Origin of the sequence: Planktothricoides sp. SR001 (genome assembly GCF_001276715.1) — a bacterium.
Taxonomy (GTDB): domain Bacteria; phylum Cyanobacteriota; class Cyanobacteriia; order Cyanobacteriales; family Laspinemataceae; genus Planktothricoides; species Planktothricoides raciborskii.
Window position 1 is genome coordinate 45,856 of sequence record NZ_LIUQ01000026.1, and the last position, 22,743, is coordinate 68,598.

The following is a 22,743-nucleotide window of genomic DNA, read 5'->3' on the forward strand; positions in this document are numbered from 1 at the left end:
CCCACATCTGGCTCCCACATCTTAGAACTTTCCCCTAACTTCAGCGATCGCCATCACTTTTCCTTAAATTTTTCCTGAAATAATAGCGATCGAAAACCCTGATGGGGAATGGATCTGCGCCAATCCCATCTCAGGAATATGACTTCCTGGGACAGCAAATCATCAACGATCCCCTTGACACTTGAAAATTAATGTGGTAATCAGTTTAATTTTTCTGGCAGTAGCCAGTCAATATCGCCAGTCAATATCAAAGTCGATTAGTGGAGATCCACTGACTCAAAGCAATCAGACGATTTAATCTTAAATAATAATATTATGAACCTTTTTCTGGTAAATGCCTAGGGAAATGGTTAAATGTTAGAAATTTTAACGATTCCCTTGTAATTGGTTTGCTGATTGGTTTGCTGATTGGGCGATCGTCAGAAACCGGGTTGCGGTAATTTCTACCCAAGATAAGAAACCCGGTTTCTGTCACCCGCAGAATTACTCTAAAGAGCTTAATGCCCGATCTAAGATTTTTCGAGCTTCTTCAGCTTGGCTTCTGGCCAATAAATAACGCTGATTGGCTTGAGCAAAATTTTTCAGCACCTTAAATCCGTCTTTCAACTGGTTAATTTGTTCTTCCGTCACCGGATCATCATTAAATAAGATATCGATTTGTTGACGAATTTGCAGAGCTTCTTCCTTAGTCTGAGTCATTTTTAACTTTAAAGAAGCCAAACTATTGAGAATTTGCACCGCTTCGGTGACTGGATCGTCAATTTCTTCACCATCTAAATTGGTATTGGTATCTTTCACTTCCACAAACTGATCAGGGCCAAACCCATCAGCTAATTTCGTTTTCAACTTGCCCTCATCCATCAATTCCATTAGTTGATCCATCGCTTTATCGCGATTTTTCGGAGAATCTTTCCCGCGAACATCAATAACGATTTCTGGAGATTGGGGAATTGTGTACTTAACCATTGCTTTTTCCTGAACGTAAAACTATTAGTTAATTGAAATTATCGGCTGTATTACTTTGCTGGACGAGCGTGGTCAATCAAGCAATGAATGAGATAAATTAATTATAGAGGCTTTTCTGCTGGCAACCAAATACATCGGTAATTATCGGTGATTCTAGGTGATTCTCGGTAATTCTAGGTGATTCTCGGTAAATGATTGGCAGTTGCGATCGCTGGATTTACAGAAAAAGTGGAATAATCAATGCCATAAACCAGCCTAAAAATACCAGAATTTCAATTTTATTTAACAAAGTCTTGGTAAATTTGAACATTATTTTTGAGTCAACTTTGATTTTTGCTGTTTCAACCAATTGAGGGTATTTGCTTTCCAATCACGGGGACTGTCTTGGGGACGTACCTGCCAATTAAACATGGATAAAATCAGGGGTATTCCTCCTACTTTTGCCACCATGAGTAAATGTAATACTAAACATAGCACCATGACCAGCCAAGCGAATAAATGCAGATAATACCAAGGATGATTTAATTCGCCATTGGGCAGCCATTCTTCTTTCATGGTTCGTCCGGAAAAAGCGGCTAAGATGGCAGCTAAAAGCATTAAAGTATTGACTAAGCGATGCCAACTATACCAGCCAATCTTCTGATTGAGGTTGGTAAGATTTTTTAAAGAATCCGGTTGTAATAGGCGTTTTTCTCCTGGATGAAAACTATAAAGAGCAAATGCGGGGATAATCAGAAAAAAAGAGACAGCGATGGTGCCGTGAATGTCTTGAATGGATGATAGGTTAGGCAGGGGCAGTTTGCCCCAACGACCATCAAATGTATTGTAAACCCAAAATCCCGTGATGATTGACCCGATGATTAAGCATCCATTGATCCCGTGTAAAAGCCGGAGTAACAAAGGTTGATAAGGAAGATTTCTAAACATTAGCGGTTGATCGGTAAGCTGAGACAGTTATATTGTTTCGCTATTATAGCATTATCATAGCATGATCATAGCATTTTTTTACTTTTTTTACTTAAAGCTTCATGGAACAGGATTTTTTCGGCTGGTCAGCCAATAAGTATTGATCAAGCCTTTGCCTTTGAGAACCATTTTCCCCCGACCATGCAAAAATATACTAAGTTCTCCAGGGATAATCTAAGCAGCTTCACTCCTATTCAGGGGATTTTTTATCAATAAGATAAAATTTTTTCGTTGCTGTTTTCCTTGACGAAATATAAAACAAGTCAATATTTGTTGATTTTTGTGCTTGAATATTTGCCAAAAATCAGCGGCTATGCTAAACTTCGCTACAGGGATAATCATTATCCCATATCGCTTTTAGATAAATCTTTTTACTAAAATAAAAATGTAAAGGTTTTTTATCTAACAATCACGCCAAATACATGAGAAAAAAAATGCATTTTAACTTAGAAGAAATTATCATCAAAATCGGATATTTAGGGATTTGGGCGGTCGTCTTTGCTGAATCGGGATTATTCATCGGATTTTGCTTGCCTGGAGATAGTTTACTGTTTACTGCTGGACTGCTCTCTTCTCAAGGGATTTTCAATATTTTTACGTTGGGTTTTGGCTGTTTTGTCTGTGCCGTATTAGGTGATAATGTTGGTTATGCAACCGGATATCGTTTTGGACGTAAACTCTTTGATAAAGAAGATGGTTGGTTTTTCAAGAAAAAACATTTGGTGAAAACCGAAAAATTTTATGGCAAACATGGGTCTAAAGCGATTATTCTCGCCCGCTTTGTCCCCATTGTCAGAACCTTTGCGCCGATTATTGCCGGGATCGCCGCGATGCGTTATCGCACTTTTATCAAATATAATTTGGTGGGGGGTTTTATTTGGGCGATCGGGATGACGATTTCAGGTTATTATTTAGGCACGAAAATCCCCGACCCTGATAAGTATATCCTGCCGATTGTTCTGGTAATTATTCTGGTTTCTTTTTTGCCGATTATCGTTCATTTTGTGCAAGCTAAACTAGAAGATGATTTAGAATAATTGCGATCGCACTGACCCCGTAGAGTCAGAGCGAATCTTGGGTATCTAATGCCCTCTCTAGCTGATGGCAATTTTTAGGCAGCAGAGGGGGCGATCGCCCCTAAAAATTTTGAGTTTAAACATTACCAAATGGTAGGGGTTGAATCGGTAATCGCTGCTGAGAAAAAAACCGCCACTAACTTGGCTTAACTTGGCTTAAATTGGCTTAAATTGGCTTAACTTGGCCGTCACCCAAGCAGATATTTTTTATCTATGAGAGACTGATGGAATTTTCCTCAAACAACTCACAACCAACCAGCCACTATCAATTTGATTAATTGGCTTTAGGGCGAACGACCAAAACCCCATAAGCATCAGGAGAAAGATATTTTTGGGTCGCTTCTAGGATATCCACTGGTTGCACCGATTGAATGTGTTGAGGATAATTTAATGCCGGGGCTAATTCGGCAATCATTGATTGATAATAGCCATATAAGTTGGCTCGATCGCTGGGGGTTTCATTGCCAAAAATAAACCGATTCGCCACTTGAGTCCGAATGCGAGTAATTTCCGCTTCGGTGACAAATTCCTGATGTAAGGTGCGAATATGTTGGGCGATCGCAGCTTCGACGATTGCTATATTTTCTGTGGGTAAATCCACGGAAATATAAAAAAGTCCTTGAACTCGGTGGTTGATATTGCTCACAGAAATACTAGAGATTAATCCCCGGTCTTCTCGTAAATCTTGAACCATGCGGGATGTCCGACCTGAGCCTAAAATAGAGGCTAGTATATCCAAGGGATAAGTTTGCTCCAAGTCCAGCAAACCGGGGACTCGCCACATCATTACCAGTCGCGCTTGTTGCAGGGCTTCATCGACAATTTCTTCCCGAATAATTTGCTCAAAATTTGCTTCTGGGGTGAGCATTTCCAGGTGGTGATACCTAGGGGAGCGATCGCTTTTTTCGCTCCACTGAGGCTTAATCTGTGTTAATCCTTCCGCAATAATTTCTATCATCTCCTCCACGGGCAAATTCCCCACCGCCACTGCGGTCAAGGACTCCGGTTGATACCATTGGGCGTGAAAATCCCGCATTTGCTGTGGGGTGAGGCTAGAAATCACCTCTACAGGACCGAGTACGGGACGGCGGTATGGTAAGTGGTTAAATGCCAGTTTCATTGCCCGGTAATAGGTGCGACGACGAGGATTATCTTGCGATCGACGAATTTCTTCAAGCACCACCAAACGCTCTTTTTCAAAAGCTTCATCGGGAATAGTCGGGTTGAGTACCACATCCATTTGTAACGGCGCGAGTTCCGCAAAATCTTTCGGCGCAGTGGTAATGTAGTAGTGAGTGTAATCTTGACTGGTGGCGGCATTGGTGACAGCACCGCGCTCTTCGATTTTACGCTCAAACTCTCCACTAACCAGTTGTTCCGTGCCTTTAAAAATCATGTGTTCCAGAAAATGCGCCATGCCATTGATTTCATTGGCTTCTATGGCTGAACCAATGGGGTTCCAGAGGTTAAGATTGACCGCTTCTACGGGCATTTGTTCGACCACAATTGTCAAACCATTGGGTAATCGATGAATGGTCGGTGAGTTAAGGCGATTGACGATAGGAGATTTGAGCAGCGTTGATATCATGGATTAAATAATCGGCGGATTGTACGTTCCTGGATCTATCTTAATCATCTTGGCCAAAAAAATCTGGCAAAAATAGAGAAAAGGAGACAATAACCCAGGTTAAGACAAAATTAATCCAGGCTTGCCTCTGGTGAGAACTACTGAGAACTGTCCCCAGGGTAAACTCCGAGCAAAAAACTTACCTGGATCGAAAATAAGGCTTTTTCGCTGTTTTGATTATGATTAGATGCTCGATTAATTTTATTTAGGTGATTTTCCAAGGATTTATTAAGTTATTATGGCTGAATTTTCCCCAGTTCCCCAATATTCTGAACGGTACGATCTCGCCGTGCAATTTGCCCTAGCCGCCCATCGCTATCAACAGCGCAAATATAGCGGCAAACCCTATATTCTCCACTTACAAGCGGTGTCTAGTTATGTATGGTTGGAGGGGGGCACCGAAGCGGAGGCGATCGCGGCTTGGTTACATGATTATGTGGAAGATGCCGCCCCAAAACAGGGGCTAACCGTTGACCAAGCTTTTGCCAAAATTACCGATAACTTTGGGTCTGAAGTGGCGGCTATTGTCCGGGGTTGTACGGAATGCGATCGCAGTCTTCCTTGGCAGGAAAGAAAGCAAGAATATATTGAGCAAGTTGCCTCTGGTTCTGATAGCATTGTCTTGGTAAGTTTGGCGGATAAATACGATAACTATACCAATGGTTATTTACGGGAAGGCTTCAGTAAGACACCTATGAAACGCAAAGCAGAATTAATTTGGTTTGGCGAATCTTTGGCAGCGATATATTCTGAACGCTTCCCAGAAAGTTTCTTAGCCCGTCAATTTCTGCGAAGTTTAGAGCAGCTTAAAGGTATTTATGAATTAACCAATAGCTAAATCACCATAGTTTGTTTCTGTCATTCCCGCGTATGCAGGAATCCATAGTAATGTAGGTTGGGTTGAAGCATGAAACCCAACATGGACATAAGTTTAAAAAAAGGCGATCGCCCTTTGGGTTAGTTGCGGTTAAAAAGATGCGATCGCTTCTATTAATCTTCTATATTGGGTCTATATTGGGTAGGGGCGAATGGCCATTCGCCCCTACATTATTATCTGATATTATCTAAATTATCTAATCTGTTTTTGATTTTTGCCAATCTTCTAAAGCCGCGATCGCAAAACTGGCGGCTGGATGACTTAACAATTGTTCTAATGCCGCAGTTCCCCCGGATTTTAAGGCGCTGAGAATTCGTTGCATTAAAGTGGGGTTATTTTCGATTGCTTCAATTGCCTTAGTTGCGATCGTCATTTTGCCCGTCGTGGTATCTGTTGGATAAGTTTTTTCCAACTGTTCTAGTAATTTTTGAATTTCGGCGGCGGCTGTCGCTAAATCTTGCTTTTGTTCCGGGGCGTATTGATTCACATCTCGGCCAACATTTTCAATGATAGTGCCTTGGTTGTCTGTGATATTTCGGTTATCTTCGTGATAGCTGTTAGTGGTGATATGACGATCGCCAGACATATTCTGATCTCCTTGGTTTTGATTATAAATATTGATATCAGGGCTTTGATGCTTAGTTTCTAAAATTCCGGCTAATAATTGAATGATTTTGCCTCTATCTGCGACTAATGCTTGTAAAGCTTCCGGGGGTAATGACTGCACATATTCTAGGTTAGCAAAATAACCCTGATTCAAAGCAGCATGATCGCTTTGGGGTGAGGTTTCGGCTCGAATCAGCAACTTATCTTTATTTTTACCCTTTTTCTCCATCGAGACTACTTCGATTTCTGCCTCTGGGTTGTCGTCTTTCAGTTGTTGCAGCGCGATCGCCACCAGTCGCATATCAACGGACCGATTATGATACAAGTCCAGAGTCTGCCGCATGGGGGCGATAAAGTCCGTAAATTCCCCATCTTCAAAGTTTTTCTGCCAATCGTCGGGTTTGCGTTGTGGGTTAAGGTTGCTGCTTTCTTCCGGTGGCAAGGCGATAAATGCGGGGCGGTCTTTGGGGGGTAAACGCATAAATACATAATTGCAGCGAATGCCGTTCAGTTTGGTGGTGGTGGTAATGTTCCATTCCTCAATATATGCACCAGTGAGAGTGGCTCCGGTGAGGTCTGCATCATCAAGTTGAGCATGAACTAATCGAGCATCGGTGAGGTTTGCATCTTGCAAGTTGGCATCATCAAGATTCGTTTCGATAAAACTGGCGTTTTGTAATTTGGATTTGTGAAGATTAATCCCTTGAAGATTTAAGCGATCATAAGTTTTATTTTCACCATCTCCGGTTGTCACCAGTTCTATAATTTGTGGTTGACTTAAATAAGTGTCTCCAGGACGAGCAAACTTGAGCTTTTTTGCACCTCGCCACCAAGTACGTTTCAAATTAGCTCCCCTGAAGTCTGAGTTTTTCAGGGTAGCATTGGTAAAATCTGCATCGGTGAGGTCTGCCCCTCGAAAACTTGTACCCCCTATAGCGGCAAAATCTATAGCCAATTGAAGAATTAGACCATTGTTTTTTTTGCCTGATAACGTACTTTTGGCTATATTTATTGAGGCTAATAACGATAAAAATATACCTATAGTAATCACTAAGTAAATATAACTATTGATTGTGATTTCTGGTATAATTGATGCTTTAGCCATACTGATTGCATTCTCTATTCCTTTATTCGATATACCTAGAAAAATTCCCACAAAATTTCCGATTAAAGAACAAAGCCAAGCCATGATTTTTTTCCAAACTTTATTATCCAGAATATCTGACGCGACTATTATAATATCTGACGCAACTATTGTAAAAGATGCTGTACCTTCTAAAAGAAGTAGAGCCGTTCCAGGTATAGTTAAAGCAGCAACTTCATCTCTATCCAAAGCAAAACCAATATTCGATAGAACTAAAACAAATGCCAAAGCGATTAAAATTAGTGTGCTACCAAGAATCAAAGCTATTAAATCAGCCTTGAAACCTAAGTCACTAACGTAGAATATAAAAAGAGTAACCCCGATAACGAACAACATTGGAATAAAAGTATTTTTGTCTATGACTTCAGATAAGATATGAAAAATGATCCTAGTAAAGCATTACAAAATACAAACATAAATCCTATCAAAGCTGAAATCAAAAACAATCCTATCAGTAAAAAGATTTTTGTAGGATGGTCTAAGCCAGCTTGAGCATGATTGAATTTAGTATTTTTCAAAGTCGCATTGGTGAAGTTAGCCCCTCGAATATCCGCCTTGCTGAAATCTGCCCCAGAGAGGTCTTTGCCTTTGAACGACTGACCCCGGAGGTTTTCCCCCCGAAAATCTCTTCGACCATCTGCATAGCGTCGTAATAGTTCCTTGGCTTTCATGGTGTTTTCTCAGTTTGTCGGAGGTGGAATCCCTATGGCGAAGGTTGCCACTGCTATTTTAGCAACGAGAAATCAAAAATTATCCTTCGTCAGCCAAGGGATCTAAACCATTATGGTAGGGTTCACGTTTTGGTGGGGGCAGTCGTCACCTTTGACCTGTAAAAAATTTGCCATGATGGAATCTACTAATATAGTTTGGTTTCATTTATTGAGAAACTGGATTGGATGGATTCCCACGCGGGAATGACGTTTTTTTACTCTGTCCCTCATGGGTTTCTTGTTATAATCGCCTTCATCATATCAATCTCACTAATATCTGCCCTAGTCTCTCAAGGAGAACTTCCAATGGCAAGCAACATTTCTTTAGAAGAACAAATCGCCGCAGTCAAGGCAGCAATTATTGAATTTCAGAAACAAATTGCGACCCCTGAACCAACCAATTGGCTAGAACAAATTACCGGATTTTTCAAGGATGAACCAGCCTTTGAGGAAGTCCTTGCTTATGGGCAAGCAATTCCCCAAGGGGATGAGCTTGTAATGGAATATGAAGAAGAGCGATCGCCATATTTTTAAAGATTATTCAATGACTTGTAGCAAATCTTATGTCAAAAAATTACAAGGATAAATTACTACCGTGACTTGGGAAATAGAATATACTGATGAATTTCAAGGGTGGTGGTAAATTCTGCAATAAACACAGCAGGATGATATTATTGTGATTGTCCAATTACTAGAAGAAAAAGGGCCAAATTTACCTTTCCCGTATTCTTCTGGGGTGAATGGCTCAAAACATTCTCATTTAAGAGAATTACGCATTCAAAGTGGAGGCAAGCCTTTAAGAATTTTTTACGCTTTCGATCCGCGACGCACTGAAATATTATTAATCGGAGGTGATAAAACTGGGGATAACCGATTTTATGAAAAGTATGTGCTAATCGCCGATAGGCTATACGATGAATACCTTAAAGAACTACAGCAAGAGGGATTATTATGAGCGGACATCATAAATTTAATCAATTAATCGAAAACATTTCACCAGAGAGAAAAGCGAGGATTGCCCAGAAAAACGCCCGGATTCAGCAAGAGATGGCGTTAAATGAATTACAGCAAGCCTTTTTACAAAAGCAAACAGATATTTATATAAATCATTTGCGAGAAGTTATTGCACTCATGGGCGGTGAATTAATTATTAAAGCGAAGTTTCCCGATCGCGAAGTCACCATTAATAGTTTTAGTGAATTGCTGTCTGATAAAAGTTCAGATCGGACATGAATTTAGAACAGGTGCATTCCATGTTTGTCGGGGTTGCCTGGGTTTGTAGGGGCGATCGCATGACCGCCGATATTTATGATGAAAATATGGATTTGACTGCGGTCATGCTTCGCCCTTCTATGGCCAAATATTGATGCCAATCCCAAAAAATATCCGCGCAATTAATAAATTAGCTTGAAGCATTTGCGGCCAAATACAGCGGTTATTGTCCTAATTACAGAGGTTTTATGGATTCCCGCCGGAGTTTACCCCCGCGAAGGCGTGGGGCGGGAATGACAGTTGTTTTGTAATTCATAAATATGACAATTGCTATATTGATGCCAATCCCAAAAATTATCCGCGCAATTAATAAATTAGGGCGAAGCATTTGCGGCTAAATATTGATGCCAATCCCAAAAATTATCCGCGCAAATGCTTCGCACCTACGGATAATCTCATTTATGTTTCTGCCAAAACCACCACCTGTTGTTGCAAATAATACGCCACTCTTTCCCGCAATTGATCCACGGTTAATTTTTTTGTCCAATATTCCACTAAACCATGACCAAATGCCCAAGCATTCCGGTCAGGAGAGGCCGGATTTTCTAATAACAATGGCCAAATTGCCAGTAATTCAAAATTGACCTGATTATTGTCGTTACTTAATAACGTAAACAAGTCATAAGCCATTTGTAATTTACCAATTACCATCGGCAACTGTTCAATGGGAATTTTTTCTGCTAATAAATAGGCTAAGGTGGGATTTCCGGTAGTTAATGTCGAAATAAATTGCAATACCGGACTTTTTAATAAAGCGGTTAGCCCTTGGGTGGTGGACATTTGAAATGTGTAGCGATCGATGATTTTGGCGGCGGCAATGGTACGAGTTTCTAAGTCTCGGAAAAACCGGGCTAACCGTAATTGTTTGACCGGCGCGATCGCCTCTATCAAACTTAAAGATAGGCTGTCAATATTCCACCCTTGCCGATCGCTTTTCGGGTCAAAACTGACCACGGGCAACACCCGATCGCAGAATTCTCCTAACATTTCCGTGCGATATTCTGTGGCTTCTCGGATCGATTTTTCCTTCGGGCGATCGCCCCAAACCCAATCATAAGGGGGTTGCCATTCGCGAATTGGACGCAGGCGATCGACCTGAGTGACAATTGCGATCGCGGGTAAATCTTGCACCTCTTTTTTAATATCCTTAAGAAAATCCACATCCATTTGCAAAGCGGGATCTAATGCCGGAGTCACCAGTAATAATAAATCCGCATTATTAGCATATTCTAATACTTGGTCACGCAAGTCGGATTTATTCACTTGTTCATAACCGGGACTATCCCAAAGAGTCAGAGTTTCTCCGGTGTCCGTTTGCCAATGGTAACTTTGAATGCGATCGGTACTCGGCAACACATCCACTGCGGCTAATTCTGCCTGAAATATGGTATTAATTAGACTACTTTTCCCCGCCCCAGTTCTGCCTACTAATAAAATATTCACCGGCTTTTGCTCCACTTTTTCCGGGGGATCTGCTGCCGCCAAAATTTCTTGTAAAGTCTGCGTTTTTGCTTTCGGCAAACTAGGAGTAGATACCGCCAAAGTTTCCCCTGGGATTTGGTTGCCTCCGTAGAGTGCGATCGCCTGCCGACAGAGGTTTCGCAGGGCTGCTTCCCGCACCATAAAACTCAAATTTGCCAATAATTGCTGATTAGCTTGTTCGCTATATTTCTTACTAGCTACTCGCGCTGCCGCTGCTGCTGGGTTCACCAACCATTGTACCCACCCCCACGCTTGCATTAATTTGCGGGCCGAAGGTTCTAATTTGCGATAAATTTCATAAGCTTGATACGCTTGCCCCACAGTGACTTGATTCAGTACCGGGGATAATTGCTGCATCCACCGATCCATATCGTCTACGGTGCCCCGAATTAAACCATAAGCTTGAGGCACATAAATATTCAGCAACGGGTATTTTACTGTGGGGTGATAAATATGGGCAACCGCTATCACCATGTCTTGACATTCTTGCCAAAAATTTTGCCAATCATCCCATATCGGGCGATCGCTTTGAGACTCTTTTAATATTTTTTGTAATGCCACTTCTGCTTTTTTGGCAGCATCATCCGCCCCTAGTTTTTGTTTAGTTTCCTCATTGATTATTTCTATTTTTTCATTCATAGAAGCGATCGCCGCTTCTACCTCGTCAATTTGCGATCGCGTCCAGCGAACTATAAGCGATCGCCACCCCACTAAAACCAGAGTGACAACCCCCCAAATCCAATTAATCCCCCATTCGCTAATTTGGGTTCCTGCTGCTACTAGGAGAAACGTAATAATGAGGACTACAGGAAGGGCTAAAACCACCCACTGCCAAAGTTTGAAACGTACCATTGTTTAATACCAAGAAAAAACCGGGTTTTTGTAATAACTTTGGCATTATAACGAAAAAAAGAAACCGAGTTTCTGCGGCAAATCAAGCAATATAACCGAACGTTAACGGAAGAAAGCCGGTGTCTGACGTAAAGGGGCGCGATCGCTGTGCTTCAGAAATTTAAAAAATTTTTCACCTTTATGGCACCATGATTTATTGTTTTATATATGTACAAATGTACATACTATAATTGAATGACATATCAATGGGATCCAAACAAAGCGAAATCCAATCTGCGTAAGCATGGAATTGATTTTGCTGATGCGGTTTCTGTCTTTTGTGACGATTTCGCTATCACAATTACAGATGAGAGATTTGATGAAGAACGTTTCATTACCATTGGAATGGATGCGTTGGGTAGAATTTTGGTGGTTGTATTTACTTGGCGAGATGATGAAATTCGTCTAATATCTGCGCGTAAAGCGACTCAACGGGAACAAAATCAGTATGATGAGGACTAAAAATGAAAGCCGAATATGATTTTAGTCAAGGCAAGCGAGGAGCACTTGAACCCACATCTCCGGGCAAAACTCGCATTACTATTCGCTTAGATGATGATATTTTAACATGGTTTCGAGCGCAGGTTCACGCAGCCGGTGGTGGCAACTATCAAAGTTTAATTAATCAAGCTTTACGCGAGTATATTCAGCGGCAAACCTGCGAACCGCTAGAGGATACATTGCGTCGGGTTTTGAGGGAGGAACTCGCCCGAACAGAAAGATGAGTCAGGAACCAAGAAAACCTGGTTTCTTAGCATATAAAAAACCGGGTTTTTGCCACAAGCAAAATAACCAATAGTTAACGTAAGAAACCCGGTTTATGGCGGTTTATGGCAGTTTTTGATTTAGTGGCAATATTGTATAATATAATGGAAAAAAAGCTACCATATCTGAAGAATCCATGATAATTTCGCGTTCGGGTGGAATATGAATAAATTGGAAAATATATCAGTAAAGGGATTTCGCCGTCTGCAAAATCTTAACATTGAGATGAGAAATATCACCGTGATGATTGGCGCCAATGGAGCCGGAAAAACTTCTTTTTTAGATGTTTTTTCTATATCCTGATCTTTATTTTCCATTAGACTTATCATTCCAGTTCTCAGAAATTAAAGATTTTCTTAATTTTTTAATGATCCTTTTTGTGCTACTGTTAGACTTGATCAGAGTTGTTTGTTTTATGATTAACGACTGACGCCTAAATACTGGTTGTCGAGACTTAAGGTTATCTCGTTAATTAAGCCAAGGATGATAAATATGAGTAACATACTGAAAGAAGAATTATCAAGACAAGAAGATTGTCAAATTCGCTCGAACATAGAACGAATCATATCAAGCTATCGTCACGTATGGGATATTTATACGGAACTTCTGCAAAATAGTGCTGATGCAATTTTAGAGAAATATGGAGAGCATATAGACCAAGGTATAATTCAACTAGAAATTAATACGGACAGTAGAGAAATTATCATTTATGATAATGGAATTGGTATAGATGAACAGGAAATTTCAAAAATTTTAGTCACAGGAAAATCCTTAAAAAGAGAACGCAATTCTGGAAAGTTTGGATTTATGGGATTTGGTTTTACTTTTGTTGCATTTCAAACAAATTTTTTAAAAATAGAAAGTATCAGAAATAAGAGAAAAGCCTCTAGAACTTATAAAGATTTATATAAATTTATTTATGAACAAGCAGACATTCCTAACTCTTGTGAGGAAGAAAATCATATAGAATCGGAAGAAGTTACGGAAGAAAGCAGAACAGTCATTACAGCAAGATTTCCTCTTGAGTTTCCTGATGAAACGATTGAAGAAAGCTTGGCTGCAACATTTCGCATAGCTGAATCAGAAGAAACTATTAAGGCTGTACTACGGACAAAAACTATTATAGGTTTTTTGGATCCAATTTTTAATTTGAGCAAATGTTTTAATTTTAGGTTAAGTATAAATCAGCAAAATATAACAATTAAAACAGGATACTTAACTACGAGAGAAATTGTCCGTGAAATCGTGCCGTATTCCCAGGCTTTTTATGATAAAAAAGAATATGAAAAATTCATTACAGCGACTGAAAAACTAGACAATAATGCTCAAAATACAGCGAGAAAAGCTGTTTTAATAGATGAGCATATCCAAAATGTACCAATCGGAAGCAATCAACCTTTAAATACTAGAATATTGATTTCTGCAACTAGCAAGTCTCATATTAATGAGTACAATGAAAAATTTAGAGGTAAAGATGGTAACTCTTTTGATTTTTCTGTCGAACATGGCTTGTGGTTGGCAATTCTAGGAATGCCTATTGGTGTATGTCTAGATCCATTTGAAGATAGTGATTATCTACCTTATACCGTAATTGTTGATGTTCAAGATGAATGGGTTCGGCGTGAATTAGATGCTGGAAGAAAAGGGATAAGTACATATCGAATGAAACAAATTAAAGAAAAAGTCTATGATTTACTTCGTGAACATAACTTTATCAAGTATCGAAGATATGTTGTGGGTGCTGTAGATACTCGCATTAGCAATCCTCTCTACAATGCTAGAGATGAACTGCGGAATAAATTCAGCGAAAAAAAAGAATTTAATATTGAGCTAAAACATCAATATTTCCCTCCCATAGAAGAATCAGAGGTGATTAGCTTATTTATAGAACTATTAAGTCGAGATATTTTAATCGGCTATAAACCTAAGATAATTTCCGGCTACCAAGTATATGATGGACTATTTAGTTATACTTTAAAACAAGATGAAAAGACTGAATATTCTACAGACAATATATTAGGAATACAAAAACAAGTTTTTCATAGATATGATGGTGTTGTCGCCAGATCAGACGTTATGGTAGAGTTTAAGAAAAACCTAAAAGATATTTATCTAGATATAAAAAATAACAAAAAAGATTTAAGTCATATTGATATTCTCGTATGTTGGGATGCTAACTATGATGACAGAGAAAATATACAAAAGAATCATGGTGACTATATTCAACTAAAAGATTTTCTAACCAATGTTTATTATGGAGTAACTTATTATTTAATTGGTGCTCATCGACAGCAACCCCTACCAATAATAGAGCTTAAATCCATAGTAGAACAAGTGTTGAAGTATGAGAAAAATAATACTTAGATAACTTTAGCTTTGGTTAGCTTAACCCACGGTCAATTGATTAAAGATGAGGGATAATTCCTAAAGTTACAAATATGGCAAAACCGAGCATGATTTATAAACTTAATTCGCATTTTATAATTGACTGTGGGTTTGAGGTTAACAGTGAACATATCATCGCCACCTTAACCCAAGCAAATAGTATAGCTATATCAAGTTGTTTACATAGATGAGAAGACTGATAATAAACCACTTCTTTGCTGGTTTTTCCGGCAACTCCTTTCAACTCTAATAAAGGCTGAAATGGTAAATAATTTCCGTGCGAACCTTCGCAAAAGATAATTTCCCCCTGGCGATTTTTTGCCCAATGTGCTAAATGTTCATAATCAATTAGGTCACTGCTATAACGATAGCCTTTGCCGGAATCTTCTTTATAAGGAGGGTCGATAAACCATGTGGCTTCAATGTCAGGAGCCTCTGAATAATCGGCACAAATTATCTGCCAATGCTTAATTTTATATAAGTTATCAGCCATATATTTTTTGCTGATTTGCCAATTTCTCGCGAGTACCGGGGTTACTTTAATAGTTTTGTAATGAAATGCCATTTTGGTGGCGGCATGAATAATCTGTAAAAATTCAGAACTTTTTTCGCCAATTTTTAAGTCTGGCATTGCCAGAATGCGCTCAGGAGTAGCTTGATTGATTAGCCATTGCCAAATTTCCGCTACTTTTGGATCTTTTTCTACTAAAATCACATCTTTTTTTCCAGCGATCGCCAGATAAGGAATAGGCAGCAGATCCGGCAAATGGTTCGACAATAACTGAGTAGTTCGGTGCCGGATAATGCTTGGCAATTTGCTTTTTACGTCCGTAGTAGTAAAACATAATTGCATCAATTTTCTGCGATTCTTCGATTATTTTAGCATAGCCAAGTATTTGTGAAAAAACCGGGTTTTCTCTTCGTGCGAGATCGCTTTCAACCCGGTTTCTTAGTTTCTTAGTTTCTTAGTTTCTTGGCTGAGTGACTTAGGGAATTAAATTAATCCAGCAATTAATCCAGCAATTAATCCAGCAATTAATCCAGGAATTAATCCAAAGGCCCAAAATACTCCGAGGTAAAATTGCCGTGCAATCCGTAAGGAATATGATAATTCAAATGCAAGCGGGCTACAGGTTCTTTATGCAAATTCCGCGCATCCAAAATCACTAAATCGGAACGATGATGGGCGGCATCATAGACTAATACTAACAGCCAGCCATCATCTTCTTTACTGCTGCCAGGACGGGGGACAAATACAGGTTCACCGACAAACCCACGGGGGGCAGCACTCCAAACTTGCTGTTCTCCGGTTTTTTGGTCAAGTTTCAGAATTGCTTGAAATGGGGCATTGCCACTATGATTGTGAGTGGTGCCAATATACAGATACCGATAGGAACGTCCCACATTATTAGGATTAATTTGCGGAAATTCACAGGCGCGAGTGGTTAAGATTTGATGCTCTACTTGATGCTCTACTTGGCTAGTTTCTAAGTTGGCTTGGAAACGCCATAACTGTCCTGGAGGATATTGCTCAAAATCCACTTCCCGAAAATCAATATCCGGGTCTAAGGATGGGTAAGAGTCATAACAAATCGAGTCAATAAATAGCCGCTCGCCTTCTTCCCAAGCATTGCCATGATGGAAGACAAAACAAGGCTCGGTTTCCAGTATTTTCACTTCTCCTTGGCCATTGCGGGGAATTAAAATCACTTTGGTTTTGGCTTCCCGGTTAAATTGAATACATTCCCCTGCACTCGACCAGCCTAAGATAAATTTTAGGGGATTGAAGCTAACTGGATTTTGGAAAAAGATACAGTAATTTTCCGTAATCGCCATATCATGCAAAAAGGCAAATCCAGGCAGAGAATGAGCTTGACGGCGGAGTAATTTTCCGTTCGGATTAAATTCATAAATGGTAATCGTGGTGGATGGCCCTGCTTTGACGGAGAAATTCACCAAACAAGGGGCGCCGCCATCCATTGCACAACTGGGGTCAAACCGAGGATGGGCGGCAAAAGGTTCCCCTGGTTGTAAAATTCCCCCTAGGTCATCAATGCCCAAGGTTTCTAACGTATTTGGATCGAGGCGATGGGGTCCTTCTGCTTCCCATAAGGCTAACAGTTTGTTGCCCCAATAAATAATATTGGTGTTGGCAATATTTTTCAGTTTTAAGTCAAATAAATTCGCCAGCCAGCCCCCTGGTTTTTGGGTGCCAAATACGCCGCGATAGAGAATTTTTCCGGCGGCTTGTTCTTTGACAAATCCTTCAGTGCGAACAAAGCGATTGCTAAAATAGGCTCGCCCATTTTTAAAGGCAATTTTGACAATCATGCCATCCCCATCAAAGGGGTGGGCAATAGGCTGACCGTTGACATCACTTAATCCTGGGCCATTTCTAAATAATGTGCCGTTGAGTTCTGGGGGAATTTGTCCCTCAATATTTTCAATCCAATAGTCGGTTTCTTGGGTTTGGGATTCGTAGCCTCTTTTCCAGTCTTGGCGATTATAGGGTTTAATTTCTGTTTTGATGTTTTGGCTGGTGGTTAAACGGTCTTGAGTTTGCATGGTTGTGAGTTATGTTGTGTAAAAATAATCAAGGTGTAACGGTTTTTCCTCGTTCCCATAATTAAGCTAGGAACGAGGAGTTGGGGATTAGGTAGAGACAGGAATTTTTGCTTCGATCGCTGATTCATCGATCGCCGATTCAGAGGAATTTTCTCCAGGTTTACCGATTGGTAGATCGATACTTTGACTGTGAGTTTCTGGTAGCCAATTGATCAAAGGTAAGGGTAAAAGAGTGCTGAGGTTGGTGACGATGACTAATAACCAGAGGCGATCGAAGTTGCTTTCGGTGACGCCAAACCAATGGGTGAGTAAGGCGCCGAATTGATAAGACAACATTCCGGCTAAGTTGTTGACGGACATGAGTAAGGCAAATAAGGTGGCTTCGACTCCTGGGGGGCAAAGTCGGGCGGCGAGAATGAGTACGGGCATATAGGCAATTTGTCCCATGACCGTGAGGATTAAGCTGTCCCCCAGGCTGAACCACTGGTCATCAATGCCGATCGCCCGGTTGGCATGAGTCACCAGTAGCAAGGTGGTCAGACCGAGGGCGGTGGAAAGAATGGTAGACCAGATAAAAATTTTCCGAAAGGGAATGGTGCGGAAAAAGCGCTGAAATAACCAAATTCCCGCGAGAGAGGCAAGGCTGGTGACTAGGCGAACTCTACCCAAGAATTCTGGTTGAAATCCCAGTTCGTTGGTGGTGAAAAAGAAAAAGGCGGAGTCACTGGAAGGGGTGGCTTGCCATAGGAAGATGAAAGCAGTGGGCATCCAGATGGCTTTTTGCCCGATCGCACTTTTGAGTTGGCTGACTTGTTGCTGAATATTTTGCAGTCCAGAACCGCTGGTAACTTTTTCTTCGGCAATTAACCAAGCCACCGCTGAAACCAATAAAGGAAAAGAGGCGGTGATGAAAAATACGGTTTGGACGCTGAAGTGTTCTAACAAAGACCCGCTAAAATACGCGGTGATTAAACCGCCCAGGGCAGAAATTCCCCAGGATAATGATTGCAAAGAACCGGCATTTTGTGCGGTTTCCTGGCGCGATCGCTCGACCACCAGAGAGTCCACAATCACGTCACTAACCGCCACAGACAAGGAACTGAGTAACATTACCGCCGTCGCAGCCCAAGGGGTATGTACCACCGTAGCCAGTGTGACCCAGGCAGCGCTTCCCATCAATCCCGACAAAATGATGTAGGGTCGGCGCCGATAGCCGAATATCGGTAAGCCGTCGGACATAAACCCAAATAAGGGCTTGATCACCCAAGGTAAGGCGGCAATGCCGGTTAAGGCCGAAACCTCCGCTGGACCCAAGCCCAGTTCATCTTTGAGGAAGAAGCTGACCGCCAAACGCGCTAGACCCAGGATGCCTTGGACGAAATACACCAACAAGATGGCGATGACTTCCGGGCTGGGTTCGTTGCCAAACAAGAGTTTTTGCTTAACTGATTGTTTTACGGATTGTTTCAACTTGTCTATATAACTCGGTGCGATGAACATCGTTAATATTTCTTAACATTTTTACATAACTTATATCATATCGTAACGAACTGTATTGTGATAGGATAGTAAAAACCGTGTAATTATTGCTACATAAGCGTTTTAGCCCGTAACTTATGGCAATTTTTGCCAATAAGTACCTTCGGTGATCGCCCACTCACGAGGGGAAAAAAGCCCGTAGGCAGCGATCGCTGCCTGAATTTTTTGGGTAAATTAAAAGCTGAAATCCACTAAACGCAAGACTTTTCGCGAATTAATCCTGCCTCGGAGTTGAGCTTGCAGGGGAGGAAATGTGGCGATCGCGATAGTGCTTGACAGACCAAGTAGCTTTTGCTACATTAGTGATTAATAAGAATCAAATCTTTCAACTGCAACATTTTTATTAATAGACACACTGTAGCATCCGTTATTTGATTTTATCTTTTGTTAATACCAGTTTACTGAGAGTGAATCTAGAACTTCAATGCTTCAGTGAACCGCAGATTTACTTCTGCGGTTTTTTTATTGCTTAAACCAGAAATTAGCCCTATTTTAATATCGCCATGTCGTCCCTTCTTGTTAGGGCAAAATTTTCTCATCCGCAGGGTTCAACTAATCGAGTGGACTGTTCGGTGATGGCGAATCAAAGTCTGTAAAACTTGGCGATCGCCTGAATTAAAAAAACGCCATATTCTCTTGTGTAAAAATTGACTTTTCCATCAAATTCACCTCGATGGACATCATATAGTCGATTTTAGAATAGTCAAAAATCGACTATTTCCCCGGATAAAATTAACTAAGAGAAAAACTTATTGTGACTGAGATGACCAACTGCCAATCTGTTCGCACAGTTGTTACCGATCGGCATCAGAAGCGATCGCACAGTAGTTTCCCCTCTCCAGGGGAAGTGCCGACAATAGCGATCGGTTTAATCCAAATTGAGATGGCTGACGCGATCGCCCGCTATGCATTATGGCCTTCCCCCACAGTAATTATTTCTGATGGGGCTTATGGATTAGGTCTTTTTCCTGGAGATCCACCCACAGCCACCCATCTGGCAGACTGGTATGCCCCTCATATTGAGGCTTGGTCGCGCTATGCTTTACCAGAAACAACCTTATGGTTTTGGTGTAGCGAAATTGGCTGGGCAACAGTACATCCAATTTTGGCCAAAAACGGATGGGAATATCGTTCTGTGAATGTTTGGGATAAAGGAGTTGCCCATATTGCCGGAAATGTTAATAGTAAAACGATTCGTCGTTTTCCAATTGTCACAGAAATCTGCGTGCAATATATCCGCAATGTGACATTAGCCAATGGGGATGGTCAATGCTTACCGATGCAACAATGGCTACGTTATGAATGGCAAAGAACTGGATTACCTTTTTCTAAAACTAATGAAGCTTGTGGGGTGAAAAACGCCGCAACTCGCAAATATTTTACCAAAGATCATCTGTGGGATTTTCCCCCACCAGAAATGATGGAACGTATTGCAATTTATGCAAATGAACATGGTCAGCCAACAAAATGGCCGTATTTTTCTTTAGATGGTAATTCATTTGTCACCGCCCAAGAATGGTCACGAATGCGAGCAAAATGGAACCACATCCACGGGGTGACAAATGTTTGGTCAGTTCCCGCAGTTCGGGGAACAGAACGTCTTAAGAATACCCAAGCCAAGTGTGTCCATGCTAACCAGAAGCCACTGAGTTTAATTGAGCAAATTATTGTGGCTTCTAGCGATCCGATGGATGTAGTCTGGGAACCTTTTGGGGGTTTATGTTCTGCGGCGATCGCTTCTCAGAAAAAGAACCGTCGCTGCTATTGCTATAGTGCAGAAATTAACCCAGATTATTATGAACTGGCAAAAATGCGGATTCAACAAGAGTACGATTTACGCGCATCAGCTTTATTTCCTGAGTTTTTCTAAGCACTTTTGACCGCGATCGCATCTATCTTAATTGTGCCATCATCCCATCATCATCCCAGTATGCGGATAGCTTTAGCTTTTGAATTTTACCGTCCTGGTTAAATTCAAAAATACTAATGCCTTCCGCTTGGGCAGTTTTGCCATTTTTTGCTAATACCTGTCCATTTTACTGCTGCCTGATTTGCCGCGATCGCCACATAATCTTGAGTAATTGTCATCTGGGCAAAAAAGTTAGACAATAACCCGAAAAACTTCTCATAAGTTTCATGCACTGGGTTTCCAGGTTTACCCACTGGATCTTAAGTAATGGCATCTGCGGCTTTTCTAACCAAGCTGGGGGATTGGGGGATTCATGGCTGCTAAGTTGGTAAAATAAGAAGCGATCGCGGCGGCAATGGCGGTTTTAGACATTATGATTAACCTCTATTTATCTAACTCTAGATTCTCACAAAAATAAAAAAAATTAAAAATAATTAAACTAATTAAAAGCAATATATTGTTAGATATATTTCAGATATTTTTATGAAAAAATTTTTTTATATGCAATAATCTGTATAGTCATAGACGAAATGCGATAGATAATTTATGCTTAAATATTTTTATTTTGACCGTATTTTCTGGTCTAAGCTAGATTTTACCTAGAGGTAGACCTATCCTACTCGTCAGGCTAAAATTACCTTCTAAACTGCTTTTATGGTAAAAATTAACCACAGAGGTCAGAGAGAGAAAAATCCTTATCATAATCACAAATACGCAATAACTAACTAAAACTAACAACCAATACCAATGCTCCAACAAATTAAAGACTTAGCCAAAAAACTCGCACCAAGATTAATCGAGATTCGCCGACATTTTCACAGTCATCCAGAGTTAAGTGGCCAAGAGTATGAAACGGCGGCCTATATTGCCGGGGTGCTGTCTTCTTGCGGGTTGTCTGTGCAGGAGGGGGTGGGGAAAACCGGAGTGGTCGGAGAACTGATCGGCACTGGTGCGGACGATCGCATCCTAGCCATCAGAACCGATATGGACGCGCTGCCCATTAACGAACGCACGGGGTTAGAATATGCTTCTGTAAAACCTGGGGTGATGCACGCTTGTGGCCATGATTTGCATTCCACTTTGGGACTGGGGACGGCGATGATTTTGTCCCAACTGGAAAAACCGTTGCCAGGAACGGTGCGGTTTTTGTTTCAACCTGCCGAAGAAATTGCTCAAGGAGCAGGATGGATGGTCAAAGATGGGGCGATCGCCAATGTGAGTGGGATTTTGGGGGTTCATGTTTTCCCCAGTATTCAGGCGGGTAAAATTGGCATTCGGCATGGGGCATTAACCGCTGCTGCGGATGACTTGGAAATTGTGATTACCGGAGAGTCGGGACATGGCGCCCGTCCCCATGAGGCGATCGATGCGATTTGGATTGCCGCCCAGGTGATTACCACCCTACAACAAGCCATTAGCCGAACTCACAACCCCCTGCGTCCGGTAGTGCTGACCATTGGACAAATTGGCGGTGGACGGGCACCGAACGTGATCGCCGATCGGGTGCAGTTGCTGGGAACGGTGCGATCGCTGCATCCAGAAACCCATGCGGAACTGCCTAACTGGATTGAAAATATTGTGGCCAATGTTTGCCAAACCTACGGGGCCAAATATCAAGTCAACTACAAACGGCTAGTGCCATCAGTATTTAATGACCCAAATTTGACCCAGTTAGTACAAAGTGCCACCGAAGAAGCGTGGGGCAATTCTTGCATTGAGATATTACCAGAAGCATCTTTAGGAGCAGAAGATTTTTCCGTATATCTGCAACATACACCGGGAATGATGTTCCGCTTGGGAGTAGGTCATCCAGAGCGATCCAATCATCCCCTACATCACCCCCAATTTAATCTCGATCCTATTGATGAATCCGCGATCGTCACGGGAATTGTCACCCTAGCTTATGCCGCGTATAAATATTGGCATTGGGCGCAAAAATAATCATCCTCATAAAATTATATGA

The 22,743-nt window shown here is 41.1% G+C and carries 23 protein-coding genes; 13 read left to right on the forward strand and 10 right to left on the reverse strand.

All coding sequences use genetic code 11. The annotated features are described in order from the left end of the window. Positions 1-483 precede the first annotated feature (483 nt). Positions 484-966, reverse strand: coding sequence for a hypothetical protein (locus AM228_RS16025; protein ID WP_054467104.1), 483 nt, complete (start codon positions 964-966; stop codon positions 484-486). Between the two features lie 309 nt (positions 967-1,275). After that, entirely contained in the window at positions 1,276-1,893 is a 618-nt protein-coding gene (locus AM228_RS16030; RefSeq protein ID WP_156331832.1) for a cytochrome b/b6 domain-containing protein, read from the reverse strand. Between the two features lie 473 nt (positions 1,894-2,366). On the opposite strand from AM228_RS16030, the gene AM228_RS16035 reads away from it, so the two are divergent. Further along, positions 2,367-2,969 (forward strand): DedA family protein, encoded by a 603-nt coding sequence (locus AM228_RS16035; protein ID WP_054467135.1) that lies wholly within the window; start codon positions 2,367-2,369, stop codon positions 2,967-2,969. A 313-nt stretch (positions 2,970-3,282) separates the two neighbouring features. Here the strand turns inward: AM228_RS16035 and AM228_RS16040 are convergent, their stop codons facing one another. After that, a complete protein-coding gene (locus AM228_RS16040) occupies positions 3,283-4,596 on the reverse strand; it encodes a pitrilysin family protein (protein ID WP_054467105.1) in 1,314 nt (437 codons plus the stop codon). A gap of 277 nt (positions 4,597-4,873) precedes the next feature. Here AM228_RS16040 and AM228_RS16045 point away from each other — a divergent pair, with 277 nt between their 5' ends. Then, complete coding sequence (locus AM228_RS16045; RefSeq protein ID WP_054467106.1) at positions 4,874-5,473, forward strand: HD domain-containing protein; 600 nt, start codon at positions 4,874-4,876, stop codon at positions 5,471-5,473. Positions 5,474-5,708: 235 nt separating this feature from the next. On the opposite strand, the gene AM228_RS16050 is transcribed toward AM228_RS16045, so the two are convergent. Continuing rightward, positions 5,709-7,073 (reverse strand): pentapeptide repeat-containing protein, encoded by a 1,365-nt coding sequence (locus tag AM228_RS16050; protein ID WP_197285315.1) that lies wholly within the window; start codon positions 7,071-7,073, stop codon positions 5,709-5,711. Between the two features lie 112 nt (positions 7,074-7,185). On the opposite strand from AM228_RS16050, the gene AM228_RS34300 reads away from it, so the two are divergent. Continuing rightward, positions 7,186-7,563, forward strand: a complete 378-nt coding sequence (locus tag AM228_RS34300; RefSeq protein WP_197285316.1) for a hypothetical protein — start codon at positions 7,186-7,188, stop codon at positions 7,561-7,563. A 55-nt stretch (positions 7,564-7,618) separates the two neighbouring features. On the opposite strand, the gene AM228_RS16060 is transcribed toward AM228_RS34300, so the two are convergent. Next, the gene (locus tag AM228_RS16060) at positions 7,619-7,933 is read right to left on the reverse strand and encodes a pentapeptide repeat-containing protein (protein WP_054467109.1); all 315 of its coding nucleotides are present in this window, start codon (positions 7,931-7,933) and stop codon (positions 7,619-7,621) included. Between the two features lie 345 nt (positions 7,934-8,278). Here AM228_RS16060 and AM228_RS16065 point away from each other — a divergent pair, with 345 nt between their 5' ends. The 4 genes from AM228_RS16065 to AM228_RS32825 all read left to right on the forward strand — a co-directional run bounded on the left by AM228_RS16065 (position 8,279) and on the right by AM228_RS32825 (position 9,339). After that, on the forward strand, positions 8,279-8,506 hold the full coding sequence (locus tag AM228_RS16065; RefSeq protein WP_054467110.1) for a hypothetical protein: 228 nt from the start codon (positions 8,279-8,281) through the stop codon (positions 8,504-8,506). A 136-nt stretch (positions 8,507-8,642) separates the two neighbouring features. Beyond that, positions 8,643-8,927, forward strand: coding sequence for a type II toxin-antitoxin system RelE/ParE family toxin (locus AM228_RS16070; RefSeq protein WP_304437844.1), 285 nt, complete (start codon positions 8,643-8,645; stop codon positions 8,925-8,927). Next, complete coding sequence (locus tag AM228_RS16075; RefSeq protein WP_054467111.1) at positions 8,924-9,205, forward strand: hypothetical protein; 282 nt, start codon at positions 8,924-8,926, stop codon at positions 9,203-9,205. The genes AM228_RS16070 and AM228_RS16075 overlap by 4 nt, the downstream gene beginning before the upstream one ends. Next, positions 9,202-9,339 carry a hypothetical protein gene (locus AM228_RS32825; protein WP_156331833.1) on the forward strand — a complete coding sequence of 46 codons (138 nt, stop codon included), beginning with the start codon at positions 9,202-9,204 and terminating at the stop codon, positions 9,337-9,339. The genes AM228_RS16075 and AM228_RS32825 overlap by 4 nt, the downstream gene beginning before the upstream one ends. A gap of 304 nt (positions 9,340-9,643) precedes the next feature. Here AM228_RS32825 and AM228_RS16080 read toward each other — a convergent pair whose 3' ends face one another. Then, positions 9,644-11,578, reverse strand: coding sequence for a GTPase family protein (locus tag AM228_RS16080; protein ID WP_054467112.1), 1,935 nt, complete (start codon positions 11,576-11,578; stop codon positions 9,644-9,646). 234 nt (positions 11,579-11,812) lie between these two features. On the opposite strand from AM228_RS16080, the gene AM228_RS16085 reads away from it, so the two are divergent. The 4 genes from AM228_RS16085 (at position 11,813) to AM228_RS16095 (ending at position 14,746) form a co-directional block, all read left to right on the forward strand. Next, complete coding sequence (locus AM228_RS16085) at positions 11,813-12,079, forward strand: BrnT family toxin (protein WP_054467113.1); 267 nt, start codon at positions 11,813-11,815, stop codon at positions 12,077-12,079. Positions 12,080-12,081: 2 nt separating this feature from the next. After that, positions 12,082-12,342, forward strand: a complete 261-nt coding sequence (locus tag AM228_RS16090) for a BrnA antitoxin family protein (protein ID WP_054467114.1) — start codon at positions 12,082-12,084, stop codon at positions 12,340-12,342. A gap of 202 nt (positions 12,343-12,544) precedes the next feature. Beyond that, positions 12,545-12,685, forward strand: a complete 141-nt coding sequence (locus AM228_RS36225) for an AAA family ATPase (RefSeq protein WP_082348911.1) — start codon at positions 12,545-12,547, stop codon at positions 12,683-12,685. A 189-nt stretch (positions 12,686-12,874) separates the two neighbouring features. Then, on the forward strand, positions 12,875-14,746 hold the full coding sequence (locus tag AM228_RS16095; RefSeq protein WP_231636823.1) for an ATP-binding protein: 1,872 nt from the start codon (positions 12,875-12,877) through the stop codon (positions 14,744-14,746). 94 nt (positions 14,747-14,840) lie between these two features. On the opposite strand, the gene AM228_RS35320 is transcribed toward AM228_RS16095, so the two are convergent. The 3 genes from AM228_RS35320 to AM228_RS16110 all read right to left on the reverse strand — a co-directional run bounded on the left by AM228_RS35320 (position 14,841) and on the right by AM228_RS16110 (position 18,832). Beyond that, positions 14,841-15,620 (reverse strand): hypothetical protein, encoded by a 780-nt coding sequence (locus AM228_RS35320; RefSeq protein ID WP_231636824.1) that lies wholly within the window; start codon positions 15,618-15,620, stop codon positions 14,841-14,843. Between the two features lie 194 nt (positions 15,621-15,814). Continuing rightward, entirely contained in the window at positions 15,815-17,332 is a 1,518-nt protein-coding gene (locus AM228_RS16105) for a carotenoid oxygenase family protein (protein ID WP_054467116.1), read from the reverse strand. A gap of 87 nt (positions 17,333-17,419) precedes the next feature. Next, entirely contained in the window at positions 17,420-18,832 is a 1,413-nt protein-coding gene (locus AM228_RS16110) for a folate/biopterin family MFS transporter (protein ID WP_054467117.1), read from the reverse strand. 802 nt (positions 18,833-19,634) lie between these two features. Between AM228_RS16110 and AM228_RS16115 the strand changes: the two genes are divergently transcribed. Beyond that, positions 19,635-20,741, forward strand: coding sequence for a DNA methyltransferase (locus tag AM228_RS16115; protein ID WP_197285317.1), 1,107 nt, complete (start codon positions 19,635-19,637; stop codon positions 20,739-20,741). 113 nt (positions 20,742-20,854) lie between these two features. Here the strand turns inward: AM228_RS16115 and AM228_RS35325 are convergent, their stop codons facing one another. Beyond that, positions 20,855-21,034 (reverse strand): hypothetical protein, encoded by a 180-nt coding sequence (locus AM228_RS35325; protein ID WP_231636825.1) that lies wholly within the window; start codon positions 21,032-21,034, stop codon positions 20,855-20,857. A gap of 493 nt (positions 21,035-21,527) precedes the next feature. Here AM228_RS35325 and AM228_RS16120 point away from each other — a divergent pair, with 493 nt between their 5' ends. Beyond that, on the forward strand, positions 21,528-22,721 hold the full coding sequence (locus AM228_RS16120) for a M20 family metallopeptidase (protein WP_054467118.1): 1,194 nt from the start codon (positions 21,528-21,530) through the stop codon (positions 22,719-22,721). The last annotated feature ends 22 nt before the right edge of the window (positions 22,722-22,743 follow it).